Origin of the sequence: Pseudomonas sp. Irchel 3E20, from assembly GCF_900187645.1 — a bacterium.
In the GTDB taxonomy this organism is placed as follows: Bacteria; Pseudomonadota; Gammaproteobacteria; order Pseudomonadales; family Pseudomonadaceae; genus Aquipseudomonas.
The window spans coordinates 11,990-35,358 of sequence record NZ_FYEE01000012.1; the positions used below are offsets into that span (position 1 = coordinate 11,990).

Below are 23,369 nucleotides of genomic sequence, written 5' to 3' on the forward strand. Positions count from 1 at the left end.
ATGGCCCTGACAGCCAAGCAACAGCGGTTTGTCGTCGAGTACCTGATTGATCTGAATGCAACTCAGGCCTCTATCAGGGCCGGGTATAGCAAGAGGACGGCCGGGCAGATCGGTGATGAGAACCTGAAAAAACCTCAAATAGCCCAGGCCATCAAGGAAGCGATGGATTCTCGCAATCAGCGGACGCAGATCAATGCTGACTACGTGCTGAATCGACTGGTTGAGATTGACCAGCTCGACGTGCTGGACATTCTCCGCGACGACATGAGTTTCAAGCCTCTATCAGAGTGGCCCAAGGGCTGGCGCCAGTACCTCGTTGGCTTCGATATCGCCGAGATGTTCGAGGGCTCTGGCGAAGATCGGTCAATGGTCGGCCTGATGAAAAAGATCAAATGGCCGGACAAGGTCAAGAACCTTGAGTTGCTTGGCAAGCACGTCAACGTGAACGCCTTCCGTGACCAGGTGGTGGTCGACGTCACCCACACACTTTCCCAGCGGATGGCAAAAGCCAGTGAGCGAGCCAGTAAGAATCGACCTTGAGCAGCAACTGGTCGAGGACATTCTGTCGTTTGCGCACGACCCGTTGGGCTACGTCTGGTACGCCTTCCCGTGGGGCGAGCCGGGCACTGAGCTGGCGAACAAGACCGGGCCCCGCGATTGGCAGATCGAAGTCCTCGACTCGATAGGCAAGAAGCTCCGAGGCGGCGCCAAAGACCTGGGCGAGGTCATCCACGAAGCGGTGGCCAGCGGCCACGGCATCGGCAAGTCGGCACTAGTGTCCTGGATCATCAAGTGGTCAGTGGACACCGGCATTGATACCCGCGGCGTGGTAACCGCGAACACCGAAACACAGCTACGAACCAAAACCTGGCCCGAGGTTGCGAAATGGAACCGGCTTTCCATCACCGCCCACTGGTTCAGGCTGACCGCCACCGCGCTTATCAGCACCGACCCCGACCACGAAAAGAACTGGCGTATAGACGCCGTGCCTTGGTCGGAGAGCAACACCGAGGCATTCGCCGGCCTGCACAACGAAGGGCGGCGCCTGCTGCTGATCTTCGACGAGGCGTCAGCCATTGCCGACCTGGTGTGGGAAGTGGCCGAAGGAGCGCTCACCGACGAGAACACTGAAATCATATGGGCAGCCTTCGGCAACCCGACCAAGACCACCGGCCGGTTCCGCGAGTGCTTCACCCGCTACAAGCACCGCTGGAGCCATCGGCAGGTTGATAGCCGCACCGTCGAAGGCACCAACAAGACGCAGATCGCCAAGTGGCAGGCGGACTACGGCGAAGACAGCGACTTTTTCCGCATCCGTGTTCGCGGCATGTTCCCGAGGGCTTCTGAATTGCAACTGATCCCCACTGACTGGGTGGCCGAGGCCATGCGGCGCGAAGCCGTTTACGGCATGGACGACGCCCTGGTATGCGGCATCGACATTGCACGGGGCGGTATCGACAACAACGTCATTCGCTTCCGTCGCGGCCTGGATGCGCGGTCGATCCCGCCTATCCGCATCCCAGGCAGTGAAACCCGCGACACCACCCTGTTCATCGCCCGGGTTTGCACCGCCGTGGCAGACCACCGGCCGGATGCCGTTTTTGTTGACTCGACCGGCGTCGGCGGCCCTGTTGCCGACCAACTGCGCAGGCTGATGCCTGGGGTGGTGATTATCGACGTCAACTTCGCCAGCGCAGCACCAGACCGGCACTACGCCAACATGCGCACCTACATGTGGTGGCAGATGCGCGAAGCCATTCGGGCCGGACTGGCCATCGAGAAGAGCGCCGAGCTTGAGGCTGAGCTGACCTCGCCCGAGTACACCCACAACAGCAGCGACCAAATCGCCCTGGAGAAAAAGGACGCGATCAAAAAGCGCCTGGGCATTTCTCCGGACGACGGCGATTCGCTGGCGCTCACCTTCACCATGCCGGTGATGAAAAGCCAGTACAGCAACTACGCCGGCAGCGCTGGCGAATTCAATGGCCTCCAATCCGACTACGACCCATACGGGGGGAACTGAAATGTGCGGCAAATCAATCAAGAAGATCGCGAACGTGGCGACCCTCGGCCTGTCCGGTGCTCTGCTGGGCAACGACAGCGCAGTGGCGCCCACCGCCGCCGCGGCCGTAGCGGCCGCTCCCACCACCAGCAGCGACTCGGTGCAGGCCTCGGTAGATGCCGAGCGTAAGCGTCGTCTTGCCGCTGCTGGCCAAGGCGGCACCATTTTGACCGGCGCGTCGGGCTTGCTGGGCGGTGCCAACACCAGCCAGAAAACCCTGCTGGGGGTGTGACTTGGCCGACTCTCTGCGCGAACGCCTGGAAAAGCGCCGCACCCGCCTGAAAGGCGAGCGCGACAGCAACTGGCTCCCTGAGTGGCAAGAGTTGGGCGACTTCATCAGCCCACGCTCGGGCCGCTGGAACAACACCGACACCAACAGCGGAAAGCGCCGGGACAAGAAAATCATAAACCCGCGGGCCTCGTTTGCAGCTCGCACTCTGGGCGCGGGCATGCACACTGGCATGACCAACCCCGCCGCGCCCTGGGTCAAGTTCGGCACGCCTGACCCGGCCATGATGGATTACGCGCCGGTCAAGGCCTGGCTGTTTTCGGTCGAAAAGGCCATGCGCGAGGTAATGGCGCGGTCGAACCTCTACAGCGTGCTGCCCAACCGCTACACCGAAGAAGGCGTGTTTGGCACGGCCCCCATGGTGGTGCTGCCGGACGATGACGATCTGCTGCGTTGTTACCCTCTGGCCGTGGGCAGCTACATGCTGGCCAACAACAGCCGCAACCAGGTAGACACGCTGTTCCGCGACTTCAAGATGACAGCGCGGCAGATGGAGCAGCAATTCGGCAAGGAGGCCATGAGCCCCACGGCGCAAACCCTTCTCACGAACAACCCTGAGGCCTGGGTCGATATCTGCCACGCCATCGAGCCGAACGAGGGGCGCGACACCAGCAAGGCCGACAACGAGAACATGCCGTTCCACTCCGTGTACTGGGAAATGAGCGGCGACAAGGACAAGATCCTGCGCAGGTCTGGGTTCAAGACTTTTCCCGTCATGGCGCCGCGCTGGGACGTCCTGGCCGAAGACGTCTATGGCACTGGCCCTGGCTCTATGTGTATTGGCTCCACCAAGGCGGTGCAGCTCATGGAGCGCCGCAAGGCCGAAATGATAGAGAAGGGCGTGCGTCCACCAATGGGCGCCCCGGCCAGCCTCAAGAATCAGCGTGCATCAATCCTGCCGGGCAGCATCACCTACCTGAACGACATGCAGCTTGGGGCCAAGTTTGAACCCCTCTACAACGTCAACCCTGCGTGGATCGGCCAGTTGCGCGGCGAAATCCAGGCCGACAGCGACATCATAGACACCGCGTTCTTCGTTGACCTGTTCCTGATGGTCAGCCAGATGGACAGCGTGCGCACGGCCTACGAAATCGCCACTCGCAAGGAGGAAAAGCTGCTCATGCTGGGGCCGGTGCTGGAGCGCCAGACCGATGATTTGCTTGATCCTCTGGTCGATATGCACTTCAACCAGATGCTGGAACAGTCGATCCCGCGCTGGACTGGCCTGTTGCCGGGCGCGCCGCTGATCCCGCCGCCGCCGAAGGAGCTGGTCGGCCTGGATCTGCGCATCGAGTTCACCAGCATCCTGGCCCAGGCCCAGAAGGCCATTGGCGTTTCCAGCATCGAGCGCGCCATCGGCTTCGCCGGCCAGGTGGCCACCACCACGCAGAACCCGGCTGCCCTGGACATGCTCGATTCCGATGAATGCATGCGCCAATACTTCGAGCTGATCGGCACCCCGCCAACCATGGTTCGGGCAGACGACGCCGTTGCCGAGATCCGTGAGCAGCGCGCCAAGGCTGAACAGCAGGCGCAGATGCAGCAGCAACTGGGCAGTGTCATCGAGGGCGTCAAGACCCTCAGTCAGGCCGACACCGGCGGCGATAACGCCCTCACTCAGCTTGCCGGGGCAGTGTAATGACCGATCAGCAGAAACCCACCGAGCAGGAATTGCAGGACATCGCTGACTTCAAGTGGCTGATGGGGGATCACCGTGGGCGCCGCTTCATGTGGCGAACCATGGGAAGGCTCAGGCTGTTTGAGCCATCGATAGGGCTCACGGATTCCATCACCAACTTCAACGAAGGCCAGCGCAATGCTGGCCTTCTTCTTTTAAGCCAGGTCAATGACCTGACTCCAGCGATGTACGCGGTCATGGCGGCGGAGAACGCGCCACAGCCGATTGATGAGCAACCCCAGGAGACTGATGAATGAGCGCTTTGATGATGAAACTGCTTGGCCGCGTGCTGATGAATGAGGCGGGCGATGGTGGCGAAGGCTCGGCGCCAGCCCCCGCCGCTGCGCCAACCCCGGCAGCGGCTCCAGATGCAACCGTGCTGACCCCGGCTGCTGCCGCACCAACACCGGCCGCCGCCGAAACCAAAACCCCTGAACAGATCCAGCAGGAAGCGGACGCAGCGAAATCCAAGACCGACGCCGAAGCCAAGAGCGCTGGCGCGCCCGAGGCCTACACCGACTTCACCCTGGCGGATGGCGTGGAGATGGATGCCGGCACCTTGGACTCGTTCAAGGGCCTGGCTAAGGAGTTGAACATCTCCCAGGAATCAGCCCAGAAGCTGATCGACCTGCAAAGCGCTCTGGCCACCAAGCAGGTCGAGGACATGCAGGCCGCCGTGGTCAAGCAGTCCCAGGACTGGGCAGCCGAGGTCAAGAGCGACCCCGAGCTCGGCGGCGCGAACTACGACAAGAGCGTAGCCAGCGCCGTCAAGGTCATCCAGGCCTTCGGCGACCCGCAGCTTTCCGAGCTGCTAAATGCGTCCGGCCTGGGCAATCACCCGGCGCTGTTCAAGTTCTGCCACCGCATCAGCGGGGCTATCTCGGAGGACAAGTTCGTCCTGCCGGGTAGCCAGACCGGAGCCGAGCGCAAATCGAACGAAGAAGTGTTCTACGGCAATAGCAAGTCTTAACCCCCTACGGAGTAACAACGCATGGCTACCATTGCAAATACCGCCGTCACTTTGGCGGACTGGGCGAAGCGTCAAGATCCAGACAGCAAGCAGGCTCGCATCGTCGAAATGCTGGATCAGACGAATGAAATCCTCACCGACATGCTCTGGCTGGAAGGCAACTTGCCTACTGGTCACCGCACTACGGCGCGCACCGGCCTACCAACGGGCACCTGGCGCGCGCTCAACGGTGGTATCGCCACTGGCAAGTCCACCACGGCACAGATCGACGAAACCTGCGCAATGTTGGAAAACCTCGGCGTGGTCGACGTGGCTCTGGCTGAGCTGAACGGCAACACTGCAGCTTTCCGTCTTTCGGAAAACTCGGCGTTCATTGAAGGCATGAACCAAGACATGGCCGCCGGCCTGTTCTACAACAACGATGCGCTTGCGCCAGCTCAGTTCCTGGGTATGGCTCCGCGCTACAGCGACAGCACCGCCAAGAACGGCAAGAACATCATCAAGATGGGCGGTTCCGGCGCTGATAACACCTCGATCTGGCTCATAGTCTGGGGCGATCAGTGCGTTCACGGTATCTATCCGAAGGGCTCCAAGGCCGGCATCGAGCACAACGATATGGGCATTGAACTTGTGGATGATGGCACCGGAAAGAAATTCCGCGCTTATCGCGATCACTACAAATGGGTTCCTGGTATCTCCCTGCGCGACTGGCGCTACGCGGTTCGCATTTGCAACATCGATGTTTCCGACTTGATCGCGGACACCGATGGCACCAGCGTGAAAATCATCGAAGCGATGATTCGTGCAGTGCACCGCATCCCGAACCTGAAAATGGGTCGAGCCGCGTTCTACATGAACCGCACCATTGCCGAGTGCCTCGACATTCAGGCGATGAACAAGAAAAACGTCCAGCTCAAGATCCAGGAGTATGACGGCGAGTTCATCACCAGCCTGCGCGGCGTTCCTTTTCGCACCGTCGACGCCCTGCTCAACACCGAAGCGCCAGTGGTTTAAGGCTGCTGACCCTCTCGCTCATTGGAGATCGAAACATGATTACCGACAGACTGAACACGTTCAGCAACGCCCAGGTTGTCACCGCCACCGCGGCGTCGACGGACGTCCTTGATCTTGGGCCACTGACCCACGGCAATACCCGTCGCGATATCGGCGCTGGCGAGCCGATCTACCTTGTGGTGGCTGCTCTCACTGCTGCCGCCGCTGCTGGCGCTGCAACCACCAACATCCAGTTGCAGACCAGCGACAACAACAGCACCTGGGTGACGTTGTTTGATTCCGGTCCCCTGGCCCTGGCCGACCTTCCTGCCGGCGCTCGCCCGGTACAAGTGGCTGTTCCTCGCGGTGTGCGTCGCTACCTGCGCGTGAACTACCTCATTGGTACGGGCCCGCTGACTGCCGGCAGCTTCTGGGCTGGCTTGGTCAAAGATGTACAGGACAACACCAAGTACGCCAGCGGATTCACGCTCGGTTAAGGGGTAGAGCATGCAAGTTACAGCGAAAGATCGCGGTTTTTACGACAATGGCATCAAGGATGTTGGGGACACGTTCATTCTCAGCGAGAAAGAACACTTCAGCGAAAACTGGATGGTGTCTGGCGCCATTGCCCCAGCCAAGGACGTTCAGACCTTCACTGGCTACGTTGCGGTTCGCGGCGCCGCCGGCAAGTTCGTCGTCAAGGACGCGGCAGGGCAGATGGTCGGCACCTTCACTGGTAACAAGGCCGAGGCAGAAGCGGAAGCTGTTCGCCTGAATGCTGGCGGCGCAATCACGCCAACCCAGGGCACCACTCAGCAGGACGCTGACAGCACCGGCGGCACGGTCAATGACTCAGGCAACAACAACGGACTGCCAGACGCCTGACCAACAGCAACTCCCTCAAGGGCCCTTCGGGGCCCTTTCTCATTTCTGAGGTCCCCGAATGTCGAGCGATATCGAAATCTGCAACATCGCGCTTTCGCGGGTTGCCCACACCAGCCCGATTGTCTCGTTCAGCGAGCGCAGTAAGGAGGCCGAGCTATGCAAGGTTCTCTACGCGCCCATGCGTGAGCTGGTGCTGAAAGGCTTCCCGTGGCCGTTTGCTGAATCGACCGTCACCCTTGCCGACATTGGGAGCCCCGCGCCGGGCTGGGCGTTCCGCTACCGCTATCCGGCTGAATGCCTGGCGGTGCGCGAGATCATCCTGCCGGGCTGGCGCCGAGCGCCCACCGCCGACATGCAGATCCCTTTCAAGGTCGGCTATGACGCCGGCGGCCGGGTGATTCACACGGATCAGCCAGAGGCTGCTGTGCGCTTCACGTTCCGCGTCGAGGACTCGACGTTCTTCGATGCGCTGTTTGCTGATGCCCTGGCGTGGCGCCTGGGCCAGGAGCTGGCCTTGCCGCTATCGTCCAAGCCAGACCTACAGCAGTTCTGCAAGCAGGGCTACGCCGAGGCACTGACCGTGGCCCAGGGCGCAGCCTTTGAGGAGTCGCGGGACGATCCAGAGCCCGAATCAGAATTCGTGACGGTGCGCTCATGAGCGGCGTGCTGCAACCGACCTTCGCCGCTGGCGAACTGTCGCCCTCCGCCAGTGCCCGTACCGACATCGCCCGCTATTACACGGGACTGAAGACGTGCCGCAACTTCATGGTCATGCCCTACGGCGGCGTACGTAACCGCCCCGGCACCAAGTTTGTGTGCGAGGTGGAGAACTCCAACAAGCTGACGCGCCTGATCCCGTTCCAGTTCAATGACCAGCAAACCTACATCTTGCAGTTTGGCGACCTGCAAACCCGGTTCATCAAGGATGGCGGACAGATCCTGTTCAGCGCCCCGCCCTACGAGGGGCTGCCGGTTCAGGTGGCCTTGCCGTACACCCAGTACGACCTGAAACAGATCAACTACACCCAGTCGGCGGACGTGATGACGCTGGCGCACCCGGGGTACAAGCCCCGCGAGCTGGGGCGGTTTGCCCACGACAACTGGGTTACTGCCGAAATCAGCCTGGCCCCGCGCATCCCGCCGCCAGCATCGGCCACCGCCACCCCCGTGACTGGTACCGGGGCCAAGCAGGTCTGGCGTTACCAGATCACGGCGGTAATGGATGACGGCAACAGCCTGGACGAGTCCTTGCCTGTCACGTCGAATACCGTGGAGGTCTTTGCAGACACCGCGGCGGCGACGATCACGTGGCCAGCGGTGGTTGGCGCCACTTACTACATCGTCTACAAGGACAACGCCGGGGCCGGGATCTACGGCTTTATCGGGCGCGCCACCGAACTGAGCTTCACCGACCGAAACATTGTCGCCACCAAGACCGACACGCCGCCAAACGGAAATGACCCGTTCGTGGGCGTGGGCAACTACCCGGGCTGCGTGGGCTATTACCAGCAGCGCCTGGTGTTCGCTGGTAGCGATCTGAACCCCCAAACGGTCTGGATGAGCAAGACCGGCCTGTTTAAAAACTTCGGGTTTTCGGTGCCGAACAAGGACGACGACTCGATCACCTTCACCATCGCCAGCCGCGAAGTGAACCGGATGCGTCACTTGCTGGGCCTGCGCAAGCTGCTGGGCCTTACCAATGGCGGGGAATGGACATTCACAGGCTCCGATACCGGGCTTACCGCCAAAACCATTCAGGCCAGCCAGGAGGGCTATGACGGTTCCGCGCTGATTCCGCCCGTGGTGGTGGGCAACAGCGCCGTATACGTCCAGGCCCGGGGCAGTCGGGTGTCGTCGTTTGGCTACTCGCTTGAATCTGACGGCTTTGCGGCGGATGACCTGACAATTTTCAGCGCACACCTGTTCCGTGGGCATGAGCTGACCAGCGTGGCATATCAGAAAATCCCTGACTCGATTGTCTGGTATGTGCGCGATGACGGCGTATTGCTTGGTATGACCTATCTGCCAGAGCAGCAGCTTGTGGGCTGGCACCGCCACGACACGGACGGGTTCGTTGAATCCATTGCCTGCATCCCAGAGGGCCAGGAGGACGCGCTCTATATGGTGGTGCGCCGCTACATCAACGGCGTGCAAAAGCGCTACGTCGAACGCATGGCCACGCGCCAAGTGCGGGCTATTGAGGATGCTTTCTTTGTGGATTGCGGCCTGAGCTATGACGGGAGAAACGCCGACCCAAGTAAAACCCTGCGCCTGACCGGCGGGACAAACTGGCTGTTCCCAGAGGTTGTGACCATCACTGCCGAGGGGCATGCGCCGTTTGTGCCCGAGAGCGTGGGCGCCGAGTATTCGATAACCCGTACTATCACCGACGCGAACGGCGACACCGCCACGGATATTGTCCGGCTCCAGGTGGTTCAGTATTTCAATGCAGGCTCCGTGACAGCCAAGCTGCTGGTCGTGTGTCCGGCAACATTGCGCAACACGCCTGTTTCTACCTGGGCCCGCCAGGCCAGAACAATCAGCGGCCTGGGCCACCTGGAAGGGAAAACGGTTTCCATCCTTGCCGATGGCAGCGTGCATCCGCAACTGGTCGTCCAGGGCGGCACCATCGTGTTGCAGGAAGCCGCGGGCGTTGCGCACGTTGGCCTGCCGTACAACTCCGACATGGAGACCCTCGATCTGGAGTTGAAAAACGCCAACGAAACCGTGCTCGACAAGAAGATTGCCGTCACATCGCTGACTGTCATGGTCGAGGAGTCGCGCGGGGTCATGGCCGGGAAGGACAAGAATAGCCTCTATAAGGAGAAAACCTCCCGCAACGCCTACGAGCCACCACTTGAGTCGATAACCGGCCAGGTCGAAATCTCCATATCGAACAACTGGCAGGGCAAGGGTCGAGTGTTCATTCGCCAGTCCGACCCTCTGCCGCTGACCGTGCTGGCCGTCATCCCAGAGGTGACCATCGGTGGCCGCTGAAGTGTTGCCGGTATCGGTTGAGGATGTGCCGGCCATCCTGCTGATCGTGCGTCAGGCCGATGTCGACGAAATCACCGAGGCCCTTGGCATCCCCATGGAGCGGGCGCTGATTGATGCGGTCACCGGCAGCCTGAACGCCCGCAAGATCGTGGTCGACGGCGAGGTCGTGGCCGTCTTCGGTGACGCTATTCACAGCATCTTGGGATCGGTCGGCGTGCCCTGGCTTATCTCCACAATTCATGTGGAAAAACACGCAAGGGCCTTCCTTAAGGTCTGCAAGCCGGAGGTGCAGGGCATGTTGACCCGTCACCGCCACCTCATGAACTACGTCGATGCGCGCAACACCTCCGCCATTCGCTGGCTCAAGTGGCTTGGCTTCGACTTCGGCGAGGCCGCCCCTTATGGCGCTCGCCGCTTCCTTTTTTATCAATTCACCCTGAATCGTGGGAACTGACTATGTGCGGAGCTTTTGCACTACCGGCGGCCATTGCGCTGTCCGTGGGCAGCGGGCTGATGGGGGCGTCCAGCGCCATCGACGGGGGCAATTACCAGTCCGGCCTGCTGAAACAGAACGCGGCGTTCAAGAACCAGGCCGCTGACGAAGCGATCTTGGCCGGCAACACCGATGCCGACTGGCAGCGCGTGCGCGCCGGGCAGGCCGTGGGCGAGCAGCGCACCTCGCTGGCTGCCAACGGCATCGACGTGAACAGCGGCAGCGCGGGCCAGTTGCAGGATGACACCGCCATGATCGGCGAGCTGGACGCCCTGACCATCCAGAACAACGCCGCGCGCGAGGCCTACGGCTACCGCACCCAGGCGAATCAGGACATTGCCAACGCCAAGCAGGTCAAGAAGAACGCCAAGAGCCAGGCCATCGGCTCGATTCTGGGTGGCGCGGGCAGCGCGTTCGGCATGGCGGCCGCCGGCGGGATGTTCGGCAGTGGCGGCGGCGCAGGCACAAAGGCGGCAATGAGTGGCGGAACGACTCGCCTCAACTACAACCAGGCTATGACCTAAGGGGTATGTGATGCCACGGGTTCCAGTATTTGAAGGGCCGCAGGTTCGCCAGCAGCCGCGCGGACCGGTTCAGCTCGGCGGCGTAGCGCCAGACTCATCGCCTATTGCGCAGGGTTTGCAGGGCTTCACGCGCGGCGCCGAGGTCTTGGCCAGCCAGGAGCGGGAGCGCGCCGACACCGCGCTGCTCATGGAAGCCGACACCCAGCTGACCAAATGGCAACAGAAGACGATGTACGACGAGGGCGGCGTCTACACGCGCAAAGGCAAGAACGCGCTCGACGTCACCAACCAGACCCTGGAGCAGTTCGAGAAGGCCCAGGAGGAAATCGCCAGCACGCTGACCAACGACCAGCAGCGCGCCCGCTACGCCCAGATCGTCGCCAGCCGGCGCAACTCAATCTCCGGCGACCTGAACCGCTACGAGTACGGCGAGCGCCAGAACTACTATGGCCAAGTGGAAAAGGGCCAGCTCGAAACGTCTATGCAGGGCGCGGCCCTGGACTACCAAGACCCAGCCAAAGTCCAGCAGCACCGGGCGAAGATTGACGCTGTGCTGGCAAGTCGCGCCCAGCGCTTGGGGTTGTCGCCCGAGGCGGCGCAGGCTGAACGGCTGGAAACCAACAGCGGCATGTCCTCGGCCGTAATCCAGCGAATGCTGGTCGATTCGCCCCAGAAGGCCAAAGGATATTTCGAGTCCTACAAGGACACGATGACGGCGGAAGATCAGATCCGGGCGAGCAGCGGAATTGACCAGGGGTTTCGCCGTATTGAGGCGGAGGCCCGCCAGCGCCAAGCCGAGGCCCGTCAGATGCAGGCCATTCAGCGCATGGAGCTGGGTAGTCGGGTGCAGGACGCCAGCGCGGCTTACTCGCAGGGCTTGGAATTCGAGAATCCGCCATCGCGGGCTGACTTTGCCGCAGCCTACGGCCCGGAACAGGGCGCCAAACAGTACGACTCCTTCGCCAAGATTCAGGCCGTGGCCCCAGCCATACGCGAGTTTGCTACTGCTGACCCGCAGGAGCGCCAGCAGATACTAAGCAAATTCCAGCCCGCGCAGGATGGCGTGGCAGGTGAGGGCTTCAAGCAGGACTCCCAGCTTTACCAGCACTTGACCAGCGTTGGCGCGGGCCTGCTCAAGCAGCAGCAGACCGACCCAGCCGCCTACGTGGCCAAGTACAGCCCAGCCGTGCAGCGCGCCTTTGCAACCGCGCAGGAGCAGGGCACGCCGGAGGCATATCAGGCCTACGCGATTGCCACGGCTGCCGAACAGCAGCGCCTGGGCGTTCCGCAAGTCAAGCTGTTGCCGGACGCGGCAGCCGATCAGATGGCCGCCAACTTCAACCAACAGATCAATGGCGGCGAGAGCGCTGCCGCGATGATTGAGCAGCAACAGGCGCTGTGGGGGAAGGACTTCCCAGCCGTGCTGCAACAGGTTGGCAAGAAGCTTCCCGCCGAGGCCCAGGTGATCGCCACTGGCCTGCCCAAGGATATTGCCGAGCGCATGGCGTCAGTGGCTCCGCTCAAGGATGGCGACCTGAATCTGGCGCTGCAAAAGGGCCAGAAGGACGAAATCAGCCAGTCGGTTCAGCAGGCCATGCAGCCGTTTGCGGAGTCGTTGCAGGGTCAGGCTGGCGGCATAAACACCTATAACACCATGTACAGGGCGGCCTTGCGCACTGCGACCTCCTACGTCATCCAGGGCGACGGGGTTGGCGATGCCGTGGAGCGCGTAGTAAACGGCATGGTCAATGACAAGTACGATTTCTTCGGAACCTACCGCGTGCCGAAAACCCTCGATACGGGCGCGGTCAGCCGCGGCGCGGATCTGGCCATGCGGTCGATCACCCCCGCAGAACTGATGGTGCTACCAGGGCTGGCGGGCGTAGCCGAAGAGCAGAGCGGCGCGCAGTTGCAGGAAGCCCTGCGCAGTGCTGGCCAGTGGGTTCCGACCAACGACGAAAGCGGCCTATCGCTGACCCTCAACGGCTACCAGGTTCGTGGAAAGGATGGGAGACCCATCGTTCGCACCTGGGAGCAGCTCCAGCAGCAGGGGCTGCGCGAGCCTGACAAGTACCGTGTAGCGCCGACGATGGTGTTCCCATGACTATTTTTGCAGGTGATGCGCCGGTTCTTGATCGGCGCACGATGCTGGATATTCCGGCCGGGTCTGGAGAAGTGTTTGATGCGGCTTTCGATAGCGCGTTCTCCACCAACCCCACCACCTCCCTTGTGCGTACCGAGGCGCTAGCAGAGCAGGAGCAGGGTCGCGCGGTGGTGATGGGGCCGGAATCCTATATGGCGCCGAACGCTGGCCGCCTTGAGCCTGAAACCCCGGTGCTTGACGCCCAGTCCGCACGGGATCGTGTTGCGGGCATGGGGCTGGAGATCAAAATTCCTGACCAGGGCATTCGCGAGGGCGCACTGGAAATTCTGATCCAGCGGCACCGCGAGCAGGCCGCCCGCCAGCAGGTAATGGCCCGCGCCGGAGGCGGTGGTATGGGAACGCAGCTTGCTGCCGGCCTTGCCGCTTCACTGTTGGACCCACTCAACATCGCTTCGGCGTTTGTGCCGGTGGTGGGCGAGGCTCGCTACGCCGCCATGCTAGGGCGTGCGTCGTCTCCGCTGGGGCGTGCCGCTGTGCGTGCAGGTGTTGGCGCTACTGAGGGTGCCGTGGGCGCAGCCATCATTGAGCCGCTGCCGCTGCTGGCTGCGAGGCAGGACCAGACCGAATACGGCCTATCCGACTCCCTGTCCAACATTGCTCTTGGCGGGATTCTCGGTGGCGGCCTGCACACCGTGGGTGGCGCGGTGTCTGATGCGCTTCGCCGGCGGATGGCTGCCGAAACTCCGCAGCCCATCGACACTGTGCTCAATGCCGCAGATCGCCCAGGTCCGCAGGCCGTGCGGGCCGCCGACTTTGAGCGGGCTTTTGAGCAAGACCCGGACATAGCCCTGCGCGCATCCTTAGCCCGCCAGCTCGAGGCTGACGGCGAAACGCTCTACCGCAACGCTCAGCGCCAGGCTATCGACGAGATACGCCCAACGCTGACCGGTGAGCGCGTGGGCAATGTGGCCGATCTGCACGCCGAGCGCTTGTCGCTGACCCAGCAGGCCATGAATCTGGACGTAAAATTTAAGGATCTGGCCAGGCAGTACCAGATCCAGCGCATGAGTCGCAAGCAGGCCGAGCGTGCTGCCCGCGAAACGATTGCGGCCCAGAAAGAGCAAATCGGCACTCGCCAGGCAGAAATAAACACTGCGCTGGAGCGCAACCGGGCGGGCGAATTCGACCGCCGCGACTTGGGGTTGATTGAGCGCGGCGAGGTGCCAGAGCGTTTGCGCCCGCAGATAGAGGCTCGCGCCAAGCAAATCATGCAGGGTGATCAGCAACGGCCGCTGGGCTCCGCCATCCGTACCGCGCGTGAAACTGCTCAAGATGCCGACTGGACCGTGCGCGACAGCGCCTTACGCACCGCCGTAGCCCAGGCCGTCAGCGGCCGGGATGTTGACGTGCAGGCATTGTTCGATCTGGAGGCACCAGGCAAGGCCGCTGGCGCCTTGGAATACGTCAAGCGCCCACTGGCGCGGCGGGTTGATCCAGAGGGTCAGGCCGAGAGCCTGCGCGCGGACAGCATGCCCAAGGCTCAGCCACAAGATGACTTCGAAGCCACCCGCCAGCAATTCGAAGAGGACGAAGCCCTGGTCAAGGAAATGCTGGATCAGCTTCCTGAGAAGGACAGGGCCGATGTTCTGGCCGCCAGCCGTGACGAAGCCGGCGCCGCCCAAGCCCAGGCCGACCGCGCCGAACAATACTCGAAGGCATACCGCGCCGCCGCCGTATGCGACATAAGGAACGGACAATGACGCCTTGCATTGATGCTGTACGGGCTGCCGCTGGCAATCTGGAAGACAGAGAAATTGCCGAGATCTTTGAACTGTTGCGGGGGAGAGCTAAGGAGCTGATGGCCAGGGAGGGCGCCTTGGGCATGGAGCAGGCCACGTTACGTGCGGCTGATGAACTGGGCAAGCAAGCCCAGCACGCGGCACTGATCGAGAAGCGAAACGCCTTGCTCAACCTGCGCCGGCGGGGAGAGATTGTTTCCTTTGTGCGCGGCAGCTTTGCCGATCGGCCAGACCTGGGCATTGAATCGCTGCTGGTGGGTACCAACCTGGCGCGCCAGGGCTCGCGCATGTCGGTCGCCGCCGAGCAGAAGGCGCTGGGCGATGCCTATATCAGTGGGTTCATCCATGACTTGGAGCGCCAGGACCTGGTGGCAATCCTGGCAAAAGGTGATTCAGATGTCGATATCGCCGATGCGCTCTGGAAGATCGGGACCAAGCAGGACACCTCAAAGCTCAACGACCAGGTGGTGAGCATCGCCCGCACCATCCAGAAGTACCAAGAAGCGGCGCGCATCGATGCGAACCGCGCCGGTGCCAACATCGGCAACCTACCTGGGTACATTGCCCGCCAAAGCCACGACGGCGAGAAGATCGGTTCTGCAGGCCTTGATAAGTGGCTTGAGGAAATTCAACCTCGGCTTGACCCGCGCACCTTCGACGATGTGACCAACCCAGCCCAGTTCCTACGTGGTGTGTACGACGGACTGGTTTCTGGCGATCACCTCAAGGCGCCGGGTGATAAACCTTCAAACGGCTTTAAGGGCCCGGCCAACATCGCCAAGAAGGTCAGCCAGGAAAGGGTTTTGCACTTCAAGGACGGCGTGGCCTGGCACGAGTACAACACGATGTTCGGCACCGGCAACTTGCGGGAGTCGGTGTTGCGTGGACTGGACATGGCCGGGCAGAACACCGCGATCATGCGGCGCCTGGGCACCAACCCTGAGGCCAACCTCAGCATGGCCATGGACATTCTGGCCGAGGACGTGCGCAAGTCTGGCGACCCAAAAGCCCTGACCAACTTCAATACCGCGCGCGGCACTATGATTGCCAACCGCTTCGCCGAGGTCAGCGGTGCAACACGCATACCTGGCAGCGCCTGGGGAGCAAGGGTTTCCGCCAACGTGCGGGCCTGGCAGTCACTGTCAAAGCTGGGCGGAGCCTTGCTGTCGAGCTTTACGGACCTTCCTGTTGCCGCCAGTGAAATGCGGTACCAGGGCAAGAGCTTCCTGGGGGCTTTGGGGGAAATGACCGCCGGCCTGGCCAAGGGGCGCGGAAGCCTGGAGCAACGTGAAATCCTGTCGAGCTTCGGGGTGTATGGGGATGCGATGCGAGGAGAAATCATGCGGCGCTTTTCGGCCGATGACTCTGTGGGCGGGAAGATGTCGCGTGGAATGTCGCTGTTCTTCAAGCTGAACGGCCTGTCCTGGTGGACTGACGCCAACAAGGCAAGCGCAGGGCTGATGATGGCCCACAACCTGGCGCAGAACAAAGGCAGAGCCTGGGGCGCGATGGATGAGGGCCTGCGCCGCACGCTGGGCCTGTACGACCTCGACGCGGGCAAGTGGGATCTGTTGCGCGGGATGGATACCCGCATGGCTGACGGCCGGGACTACATGACCACCGATGGTATCCCAGGCATTCCTGATGAGCGCATCAGCACTTACCTCACTGAGCAGGGTCGCAAAGTGTCGGGTTCGGCCATCCGCGAAACCCGCGAAGGCCTGAGCCGCAGTCTGCGCGCTTACGTGAACGACCGGGTCAGCTATGCAGTGCTTGAACCTGATGCCCGTACTCGATCGATCATGAACCGAGGCACCAGGCCGGGCACGATCATGGGCGAGCTCAACCGCTTCATGACTCAATTCAAGAGCTTCCCCGCCGCCTACATGCAGAAGACGCTGGGCCGGGAGTTGTACGGCCGGGGGTACGCACCCACGCCGCTGGGCGAGGGGTATCGGGGTAGCAAAGATTTGATCGCCGCATTGCGCAATGGCAACGGCGAGCGCCTGGCCATGGCCCAGTTGCTGCTGTGGACCACCGCTTTCGGGTATCTGTCCATGACGGCAAAGGATGCGGTCAAGGGCCGACAGCCACGGCCGGCAGATGACCCCAAGACTTGGATTGCAGCCATGACCCAAGGCGGCGGGTTCGGGATCATGGGCGACTTCATGTTCGGTGAGGTCAGTCGCTTCGGCAATAAACCGCTGGAAACCCTTGCAGGCCCAACGCTGGGCACAGCCGCCAACGCGCTGGACCTGTGGGCCAAGATCCGTTCGGGCGACGACGCCGCGTCCTCCGCGCTGCGCCTGGCCCAGAACAACACACCGTTCCTCAACCTGTTCTACACGCGCATTGCTATGGACCACCTGTTCCTATGGTCGGTGCAAGAGGCCATGAACCCCGGATCACTGCGCCGCACGGAACAGCGCATTCAAAAAGAGAACGGCCAGCAGTTCCTAGTCAGGCCATCGCAAACCTATCTCGACCCACTGGGCATCGCCCGATAACCCAGCCCCAGCCCACTTGAGCCCGCCTTGCGCGGGCTTTTTTTCGTCCATAGAAAAGGAGTCACAACAGTGACCGTCAACACAGTAAATAGCACTGCGGAGTTTGTGACGAACGGGGTCAGCACTGTTTTTCCGTTCTTCTTCAAGTTCTTGGAAGATAGTGATTTGGTTGTCACCTATGTTGACCCACTTGGCGCAGTGACGACTCTTTCCCTAGGCACCAACTTCTCGGTTTCAGGCGCGGGCAGCGAGACTGGAGGCAGCATCACTACCACTGCCGCGCTCGCCGGCCCAGGGCAATTAATCGTTTCTCGGGAAATGGACCCGTTCCAGCTCGCGTCTCTGAGAAACCAGGGCAAGTTCCTCGCCGAAACCCATGAAAACGTCTTCGACAAGCTGACCATGCTGATTCAGCAGGCGCTTTCGGTCACGCGCCGCGCACTGATGCGCCCATTTGGACGAAACTACTACGACGCTGAAAACCGCCTAATTAAGAACTTGGCCGCGCCCGTCGACTTTCAAGACGCGGCAACCAAGCGATTCGTTCAGGAGTTGATCGCAGGGGTTATTTCGTCTGGCCAGGGCGCAATTAACAACGCAGTAAACGTGTTGTATGCAGCAACTGGCGGGCTGTCTGTTAGAAGCGTGAAAGATAGACTTGACGATATTCCTGTCCCGCTAAGTTATGGCGCTGCGGGTAACGGCGTGACGAATGACACTGACGCTTTTGGAGTATTTGAGGGGCTATTTACTGGGCGCACTGTTGATCTGGGTGGGCGCACTTACGTTGTAACCTCTCGCCCCACCAAAAACGCCTACATCAACGGCAAGTTCAAGGTTCTCAACGCAACTTTTTCTTCGGATCTTTACAACGGTTTTCTTACTGGGGTTCCGAAGTTCACGCCATACGGCAACCAGCTTCGCAACCTCAAGGAAGCCCTTGGCAACCCATTGGTGCAGGTGGTGGGCATTGTTGCCGTGGGCGACTCCATCACCTGGGGTCGCACGTTACCTGACAACTCGTCCGTGTCCCCGCAAACCCAGCTCCTGACGACAGCCCGCGACAACGCTAGCAGTCCGAGTTTCTGGAATAACTTCCGGCGCTACATCGGCGAACGCTACATGAGCGGAGTGACGCCAAACATTTACAACTGGGCCGCAAGTCCGTCCGGGCAGAGTGTTGTGGAATACACGCGGCCAATAACAATTTATCCAAAGGACGGTCAGTTTTCCCTTGCCGTCACCGGGACGAGTCAGTCCGTGATTTCGGCAGCGCGCCCAACCAGCCCTACGGGCTTTATGTATACCTTGGCAGACGGTAACCCTGGCGGCTCCAGCTATCAGTCGATAAACTTCAACTACACAGGCGATCAGTTCACCATTATTCTTCGCGCCACAAATACCGGAGATTTCAATAATTACGACCTCATTGTCGACGGTGTCAATAGAGGAACTTTCACCACGCAAGACGGCGTAGATGGAATTGTTTCGGGGGACAACAATCGTCGCCTTCATACGTTCCCATACGTCAGAAACAAAGTGGTGACAATCCGTACCAACTCCACCGGCCTGACCGGCATTCGCCGCCTATACATTGAGGGGCTAGAAATTCCAAAGTTCGTGCAGATGATTAACCAGGGCGTTATCGGGCAGACCGCTCGCACCTACGATCTCTACAACCTTTCGGGCAGCTACTCGAACCCAACCGCAGTTCCTGCTGGTGCGCAGTTCATTTTCTGCCAGTTCGGCACCAACGATCGGGGAGACACAAGCGTGCCGCCTGGAGCTGGTGAGTTCGAGCGCTCCATGCAGGCCATCGTCAACCGGCTTACGCCGCTGGGCGATGTGATCCTGATGTGTGCCGGGCCGCTTTCGCCGTCCATTGAGCCGCCAACCCCTGTATCAATGACCATGCAGGACGTGCGCGGCGTTATCAATCGGGTGGCCAGGGTCAATAACCTGGCCTTTATCGATAACCTGGCGGCCTTCGATGCTGTTGATCCTGCTGTAGTTCTGGATGGTACGACGCATCCGAACGCGCTAGGGCACGCCATCATGTCACGCAACATCATCAATTCATTTGAGTCGTAACCTGAAAATTCTGTAGGGAGTGACTCGCCAGGGATGGGCGAGCCTTCGCGGCGCTCCTTGGTTATAATGGCGCTTTGTTGCCAAGCCACGGATGGACTGAACAATGTCGATGGGCGCGCCAAGGTTCACAGCTTATGGCGGACAACTTCAAAGCCTTAGGGCTGCGCTAAACAACCCCCTGGTTCAATTTGTTGGAATCGTTGGTATTGGTGATTCCATCATGTGGGGGCGAACCCTCCCAGGAAACGCATCGGCGCAACCCCGATCCAAGCTTTTGGATACGGCGCGCGATAACGCCTCCACGCCAAGCCTCTGGAATCTCCTTCGCAGCCATGTCGGCGCCAAATACATGGGCGGCGGGGCATTGAGGCTCAGCAACTGGGAAGCATCGCCCTCTGGCGAGTCCATCGCTACCTACATAAAGCCGGCAATCATCTTCCCTGAGGGGGAGGGCTTCACTCTGTCAGCCTCAGGCGCTCACCAGACTGTGAAATCTGTTGATCGACCAGCAAGCCCTACCGGGCGCGCTCACATTCTGTCGGATGGCGGTCAGGATGAGTCGTCACATCAGTCCATAAGCTTCAGGTTTACCGGAAGCGAATTCACCTTGCTATTCAGGTCGCATGGCGCTGGGGACTTCAACAACTATGATCTCATCGTAGACGGAACGAGCGTTGGTACGTTCACTACGCGACCCGGTACCGATGGTTTCTTTATCGGCAGCAACCGAAGGCGGCATACCTTCGGCCATGTTCGGGACAAGGTTGTCGAAATTCGCACGAATTCCACTGGGCTGCCTGGCACGCGGCGCCTGCATGTTGAGGGTATTGAGGTGCCCAAGACCGTGCGTTTCACCAACCAGGGCGTTATCGGGCAGATGGCCCACACCTACAACTCCTACAACCTGTCGGGGAAGTTCTCCAAGCCGGCGGCTATTGAACAGCAGGATCAGTTCTTTTTTGTTCAGTTCGGGACAAATGACCGCAACGACAAGTCCGCGACTCATGCCGGAACCAAGTTCGAGCAGTCTCTACAGGCCATCGTCGACCATCTGCAACCGATGGGGGATGTGGTGTTGATGTGTGCCGGGCCGGTGCGTGACAGGGCGGAGCCAGAACCATCGCCAGCCATGACCATGCAGGACGTGCGCAGCGTAATAGACGGGGTGGCAAAGGCGAACAGCCTCGACTTCATCGACAACCTGTCGCCCTTCGAGTCGGTAGAAACGGATTTGGTGATTGACGGGCACGCCCACCCAAACGAGGAAGGGCACAGAATCATGTCCCGCAACATCATTGGGGCGCTTGAGGCGTCGTAGCTCCAGACAAACAAAAAGCAAGCATTCTCAACATCTTGGCGTTAGAATTGCCGCCGGTTTTGACTGAGTCGAACTGGTCCAGCGACAACGGATTAGTACAGCTATTAGTACATTGAATTGGCGCCCTTGATTTTCGGGCCAAGCAGAGTAGGGGTTTCGAGCTTTAATTCGACTCCCTTCATCCGCACCAAACAAGTAGCTATTGGCTAACAAAAAGCGGCGCAGCACCTGAAAAGGGCTGCGCCGTTTTCGTTTCAGGGCATGGTAGTTCTGGAGTGCGTGTTTTGGTGAAAAAGGGTTCTTGGCGTTCATCATTGTGTTTCTTGATGCTGCACGGGTGTTCGTCGGTCTCCTTGTTGGGTCGATAGTCGGGTTCTGGCGTGTGTTCTTCTATATATAGAAGGGTTGCTTCAGGGATTTGGCGCGATTTGCTGTATTTGCTCTCGGGATAGGTCTACTGGCTTATGTCTATCCATAAATGGTCTGCTGTTTTTTACCCTTTTTCAGTAGGGTGACTTCTTGAGTTCGACCCTCTAGAATGCATGCCCTTGATTCTGGGGTCGGAAACGGCCGGCTAACGTCTGTGCAACGAGGAATATCCATGCAAGTTTCTGTTGAAAATACTTCTGCTCTTGAGCGCCGCATGAGCATCACCGTGCCAGCTGAGCGCATTGAGACCCAGGTCAACAAGCGTCTGCAGCAGACCGCCCAAAAGGCCAAGATTGCAGGTTTCCGCCCTGGCAAGGTGCCAATGAGCGTGATTCGTCAGCGTTATGAAGCTGATGCTCGCCAGGAAGCGGTCGGTGACGTGATCCAAGCTTCCTTTTATGAAGCCGTGGTTGAGCAAAAGCTGAACCCGGCTGGCGCGCCTTCCGTAGAGCCAAAGGTTCTGGAGAAGGGCAAGGATCTGGAATACGTTGCTACTTTTGAAGTGTTCCCAGAGTTCACTGTTGCCGGTTTCGATTCGATTGCTGTTGAGCGCCTGAGTGCTGACGTGACCGATGCGGACTTGGACAAGATGCTGGAAATCCTGCGCAAGCAAAATGTGCGCTTTGAGCTGGCTGATCGTGCTGCGCAGAACGAAGATCAATTGAACATCGATTTCGTCGGTAAGGTTGACGGCGAAGTGTTCGCTGGCGGTTCCGCTAAGGGCACTCAACTGGTATTGGGTTCCGGTCGCATGATCCCTGGCTTTGAAGATGGTTTGGTTGGCGCCAAGGCCGGTGAAGAGCGTGTATTGAGCCTCACTTTCCCGGCCGACTATCAGAACCTTGACCTGGCTGGTAAAACTGCTGAGTTCACCGTTACCGTGAACACCGTGTCTGAGCCGAAATTACCTGAGTTGACCGAGGAATTCTTCGCCCAGTTCGGTATCAAGGAAGCAGGTATCGACGGTTTCCGCACCGAAGTTCGTAAGAATATGGAGCGTGAATTGCGTCAGGCGATCAAGTCCAAGGTCAAGAATCAGGTAATGGATGGTCTGCTGGCCACCAACCCGATCGAAGTGCCGAAGGCATTGCTCGACAACGAAGTCAATCGCCTGCGCGTACAGGCCGTTCAGCAGTTCGGTGGCAACATCAAGCCCGACCAATTGCCGGCTGAGCTGTTTGAAGAGCAAGCCAAGCGCCGCGTCGTGCTGGGCCTGATCGTGGCTGAAGTGGTCAAGCAATTCGACCTCAAACCGGACGAAGATCGCGTTCGCGAGCTGATCCAGGAAATGGCTTCTGCTTATCAGGAGCCAGAGCAAGTCGTGTCTTGGTACTACAAGAACGATCAGCAAATGAACGAAGTCCGTTCGGTTGTGCTGGAAGAACAAGTTGTGGATACTGTTCTGCAGAAGGCTAGCGTGACCGACAAATCGGTCTCTTACGAAGAAGCGGTCAAGCCGGCAGAAGCAGCACAAGCCGACTGATATCTGATTCGTTTGAAAATACACACATAAGCCAGCCTCGCGCTGGCTTATGTGTATTCAAGACATGACTATTTGGGAGTGACTGCAGGACATGTCCCGCAATTCTTATTATCAGCAGAGTTCTGACATCCAGGCCGCAGGCGGCCTGGTCCCGATGGTAGTCGAGCAGTCCGCCCGTGGCGAACGCGCCTATGACATCTATTCGCGCCTCCTCAAGGAGCGCGTGATCTTCCTGATTGGCCCCGTAGAAGACTACATGGCCAATCTGGTTGTGGCGCAACTGCTGTTCCTTGAAGCGGAAAACCCGGACAAGGACATCCATCTCTACATCAACTCGCCAGGTGGTTCCGTAACGGCAGGGATGTCGATCTACGACACCATGCAGTTCATCAAGCCTGACGTTTCCACCATGTGTATTGGCCAGGCCTGTAGCATGGGTGCATTCCTGCTCGCTGGTGGCGCAGCGGGCAAACGCCACTGCCTGCCTAACTCGCGGATGATGATTCACCAGCCGCTGGGTGGTTTCCAGGGGCAGGCGTCGGACATCGACATCCATGCCAAGGAAATCCTGTCCATTCGTCACCGTCTCAATACTTTGCTGGCTCATCACACCGGTCAAAGCCTCGAAACCATCGAGCGCGACACCGAGCGTGACAACTTCATGAGTGCAGAGCGAGCGGCTGAATATGGCCTGATCGACTCGGTGCATGCAAAGCGCAATATGCCCGCCTAAGTAGCCTGGATGCG

Annotated in this window: 20 protein-coding genes; all 20 read left to right on the forward strand. The window is 60.0% G+C overall.

Annotation, left to right across the window (positions count from 1 at the left end; genetic code table 11):
• The 20 genes from CKW13_RS19600 to clpP all read left to right on the forward strand — a co-directional run bounded on the left by CKW13_RS19600 (position 1) and on the right by clpP (position 23,355).
• Positions 1 to 540, forward strand: coding sequence for a terminase small subunit (locus CKW13_RS19600; RefSeq protein WP_095110429.1), 540 nt, complete (start codon positions 1 to 3; stop codon positions 538 to 540).
• Positions 512 to 2,023 carry a terminase gene (locus CKW13_RS19605; RefSeq protein ID WP_095110430.1) on the forward strand — a complete coding sequence of 504 codons (1,512 nt, stop codon included), beginning with the start codon at positions 512 to 514 and terminating at the stop codon, positions 2,021 to 2,023. The genes CKW13_RS19600 and CKW13_RS19605 overlap by 29 nt, the downstream gene beginning before the upstream one ends.
• Position 2,024: 1 nt before the next feature.
• A complete protein-coding gene (locus tag CKW13_RS19610) occupies positions 2,025 to 2,294 on the forward strand; it encodes a hypothetical protein (protein WP_095110431.1) in 270 nt (89 codons plus the stop codon).
• A 1-nt stretch (position 2,295) separates the two neighbouring features.
• On the forward strand, positions 2,296 to 3,990 hold the full coding sequence (locus CKW13_RS19615) for a portal protein (RefSeq protein WP_176465148.1): 1,695 nt from the start codon (positions 2,296 to 2,298) through the stop codon (positions 3,988 to 3,990).
• The gene (locus CKW13_RS19620) at positions 3,990 to 4,286 is read left to right on the forward strand and encodes a hypothetical protein (RefSeq protein ID WP_095110433.1); all 297 of its coding nucleotides are present in this window, start codon (positions 3,990 to 3,992) and stop codon (positions 4,284 to 4,286) included. The genes CKW13_RS19615 and CKW13_RS19620 overlap by 1 nt, the downstream gene beginning before the upstream one ends.
• Positions 4,283 to 4,999: a peptidase gene (locus CKW13_RS19625; RefSeq protein ID WP_095110434.1), complete on the forward strand. Its 717-nt coding sequence runs from the start codon at positions 4,283 to 4,285 to the stop codon at positions 4,997 to 4,999. Before CKW13_RS19620 ends, CKW13_RS19625 begins: the two co-directional genes overlap by 4 nt.
• Positions 5,000 to 5,020: 21 nt before the next feature.
• Positions 5,021 to 6,013: a major capsid protein gene (locus CKW13_RS19630; protein WP_095110435.1), complete on the forward strand. Its 993-nt coding sequence runs from the start codon at positions 5,021 to 5,023 to the stop codon at positions 6,011 to 6,013.
• A 35-nt stretch (positions 6,014 to 6,048) separates the two neighbouring features.
• Positions 6,049 to 6,489 carry a Bbp16 family capsid cement protein gene (locus tag CKW13_RS19635; protein ID WP_095110436.1) on the forward strand — a complete coding sequence of 147 codons (441 nt, stop codon included), beginning with the start codon at positions 6,049 to 6,051 and terminating at the stop codon, positions 6,487 to 6,489.
• A gap of 10 nt (positions 6,490 to 6,499) precedes the next feature.
• Positions 6,500 to 6,877, forward strand: coding sequence for a hypothetical protein (locus CKW13_RS19640; RefSeq protein ID WP_095110437.1), 378 nt, complete (start codon positions 6,500 to 6,502; stop codon positions 6,875 to 6,877).
• A gap of 58 nt (positions 6,878 to 6,935) precedes the next feature.
• The gene (locus tag CKW13_RS19645) at positions 6,936 to 7,535 is read left to right on the forward strand and encodes a hypothetical protein (RefSeq protein WP_095110438.1); all 600 of its coding nucleotides are present in this window, start codon (positions 6,936 to 6,938) and stop codon (positions 7,533 to 7,535) included.
• Positions 7,532 to 9,874, forward strand: coding sequence for a hypothetical protein (locus CKW13_RS19650; RefSeq protein ID WP_095110439.1), 2,343 nt, complete (start codon positions 7,532 to 7,534; stop codon positions 9,872 to 9,874). Before CKW13_RS19645 ends, CKW13_RS19650 begins: the two co-directional genes overlap by 4 nt.
• A complete protein-coding gene (locus tag CKW13_RS19655; RefSeq protein ID WP_095110440.1) occupies positions 9,864 to 10,328 on the forward strand; it encodes a phage protein Gp13 family protein in 465 nt (154 codons plus the stop codon). Before CKW13_RS19650 ends, CKW13_RS19655 begins: the two co-directional genes overlap by 11 nt.
• Before the next feature lie 2 nt (positions 10,329 to 10,330).
• Entirely contained in the window at positions 10,331 to 10,891 is a 561-nt protein-coding gene (locus CKW13_RS19660) for a hypothetical protein (RefSeq protein ID WP_176465149.1), read from the forward strand.
• A 10-nt stretch (positions 10,892 to 10,901) separates the two neighbouring features.
• The gene (locus CKW13_RS19665; protein ID WP_256576632.1) at positions 10,902 to 12,995 is read left to right on the forward strand and encodes a hypothetical protein; all 2,094 of its coding nucleotides are present in this window, start codon (positions 10,902 to 10,904) and stop codon (positions 12,993 to 12,995) included.
• Entirely contained in the window at positions 12,992 to 14,755 is a 1,764-nt protein-coding gene (locus tag CKW13_RS24505) for a hypothetical protein (RefSeq protein ID WP_256576633.1), read from the forward strand. Before CKW13_RS19665 ends, CKW13_RS24505 begins: the two co-directional genes overlap by 4 nt.
• Complete coding sequence (locus tag CKW13_RS19675; protein WP_095110441.1) at positions 14,752 to 17,301, forward strand: hypothetical protein; 2,550 nt, start codon at positions 14,752 to 14,754, stop codon at positions 17,299 to 17,301. The genes CKW13_RS24505 and CKW13_RS19675 overlap by 4 nt, the downstream gene beginning before the upstream one ends.
• Before the next feature lie 69 nt (positions 17,302 to 17,370).
• Positions 17,371 to 19,392: a GDSL-type esterase/lipase family protein gene (locus CKW13_RS19680; RefSeq protein ID WP_095110442.1), complete on the forward strand. Its 2,022-nt coding sequence runs from the start codon at positions 17,371 to 17,373 to the stop codon at positions 19,390 to 19,392.
• A gap of 103 nt (positions 19,393 to 19,495) precedes the next feature.
• The gene (locus tag CKW13_RS19685; RefSeq protein WP_095110443.1) at positions 19,496 to 20,710 is read left to right on the forward strand and encodes a GDSL-type esterase/lipase family protein; all 1,215 of its coding nucleotides are present in this window, start codon (positions 19,496 to 19,498) and stop codon (positions 20,708 to 20,710) included.
• A 601-nt stretch (positions 20,711 to 21,311) separates the two neighbouring features.
• The gene (gene tig, locus CKW13_RS19690; RefSeq protein ID WP_095110444.1) at positions 21,312 to 22,622 is read left to right on the forward strand and encodes a trigger factor; all 1,311 of its coding nucleotides are present in this window, start codon (positions 21,312 to 21,314) and stop codon (positions 22,620 to 22,622) included.
• Between the two features lie 91 nt (positions 22,623 to 22,713).
• Positions 22,714 to 23,355 carry an ATP-dependent Clp endopeptidase proteolytic subunit ClpP gene (gene clpP, locus CKW13_RS19695; protein WP_095110445.1) on the forward strand — a complete coding sequence of 214 codons (642 nt, stop codon included), beginning with the start codon at positions 22,714 to 22,716 and terminating at the stop codon, positions 23,353 to 23,355.
• Positions 23,356 to 23,369: the final 14 nt, after the last annotated feature.